At 42.8% G+C, this 1611-nt stretch carries 3 protein-coding genes; all 3 read right to left on the bottom strand.

Going from position 1 to position 1611, the window contains the following annotated elements; genetic code table 11:
• On the bottom strand, positions 1-346 hold a 346-nt coding region (locus B3V56_RS14165; RefSeq protein ID WP_349676209.1), incomplete at its 3' end, for a DEAD/DEAH box helicase.
• On the bottom strand, positions 343-1254 hold the full coding sequence (locus B3V56_RS14160) for a hypothetical protein (protein ID WP_289282353.1): 912 nt from the start codon (positions 1252-1254) through the stop codon (positions 343-345). The genes B3V56_RS14165 and B3V56_RS14160, both read right to left, overlap by 4 nt.
• Positions 1255-1611 (bottom strand): LemA family protein (locus B3V56_RS14155; RefSeq protein ID WP_289284446.1); only part of this gene is annotated, 357 nt, incomplete at its 5' end.

Here is a 1611-nt window from a genome sequence, read left to right as displayed (position 1 = left end):
GACGGTGATGACAGAGATAATTACTTCGGCCTTTCAATAAGGCCGTTTTTAATGGCACAGAAAGTACTTCACGAAGTTTCGGTAAGTCTTTGTTAAATAATTGATCTTGTAAGTTTTTTGTACCCGTTGAGATAAACACTTTCTGCCCTGAAAGCATGGCTGGTGCAAGGTAGGCAAAGGTCTTACCTGTACCCGTGCCGGCTTCAGCGATAAGAATATCACCATGCGTTAGCGCTTCACCGACCTGTCGTGCCATCTCCAATTGCTGGGTTCTACTGGTGTAACCTGAAATGTGTTTGGATAATAAACCATTGTCTGCAAATAGTTCATCAATGCGTTCGATCATACTATCCCTATTCGTTGATTTATCATCCACACCAGACAGATACCCACGATAAAAAAGCCAAGTCCACATGCATAAGCAATGCTTTTGTGACGGTTGATCAAGTTCGCTTCTGATTCAGTAGATAAAATAAATGGCTGGTCTTTCTGTGTTGATGCTTTCAGTATACTCAGTGGTTTTTCATGTGCCATGGCACCGACTTTTACTTTCGCTTGCTGGTAAGCATCTTGTCTTGCTTGCTCCCACTCTTGCTGACTGAGCTGACCATCACGGTTGGTATCATAACGATGTAAAAGATCATTAGGATCCTGTTTCCAATCTTTTAAGGTGGCGGTCATCATATTTTTTAAACTTGCGTCTTCAACACTGGCAACGGTTTGAAAATCACCCAGCACATAAAGATAATCCCCTTCCAGTATGGTCCACTCGGTATAACGACGTGCAGGAAAAGTATCTCGTTTGTACCAGCGATTTTTACGTTTTGTAATGACATTGGCATCATCCGGATCAATTACACACTGATCCGAAGTATCATCTAACAAGAAAATATCATCACTGCTATGTTTTTTAATGACTTTCCAGCGCGACTTGATACGCCCTTTCCCTTCATATTCAGTGACTTGTTCTTCAATCGTATAACGAAACCAGACACATCTTGTACCTGATACCGGCGAAATAATCGGTGGGCCATCCATTAATGTAGTGGTACCAATCAGTTCCACATATCCCTGTGGTGCGGAGCGGATTTTAGCCGTTGGTACATTTTCAATCAGTCTGGCATATTTATAGTGTTTGACCATCTGATAAAACACGACGATCACTATCGCCGATAAGACACCCGTTGCAATATAAAACTCAGTAACAGTGAGCTTATTTATCTCAACAGAAAGCGAAGCCAACCAGTCCTGCATCTAGCGTTCAAACAAGCTCTTGATATCCAGATCAATCAGTTCTTCGGATGTAAATTCGAGCAAGGTAAACGATTTAAAGCCAAAAAAGCGTGCCAGGATAACATCGGGAAATTGCTCGATACGGACGTTATTGATATTGACGCTTTCATTATAAAATTCACGTCGGTCTGCAATAGTGTTTTCTAACCCCGTTATCCGAGCCTGTAAATGCTGGAATGATTGATCTGCTTTCAACTCCGGATAGGCTTCAGCTACAGCGAATAAGCTGCCTAATCCCATGCGCAATGCCCCTTCGGCAGAACCTAACGCTGAAATATCACCGTTTTGTTGAGCAGTGGCAACGGATGCGCGCGCCTG

Origin of the sequence: Methylophaga sp. UBA2513 (assembly GCF_002341285.1) — a bacterium.
GTDB classification, from domain to species: Bacteria; Pseudomonadota; Gammaproteobacteria; order Nitrosococcales; family Methylophagaceae; genus Methylophaga; species Methylophaga marina.
This window is presented reverse-complemented; position numbering and strand designations above follow the sequence as displayed.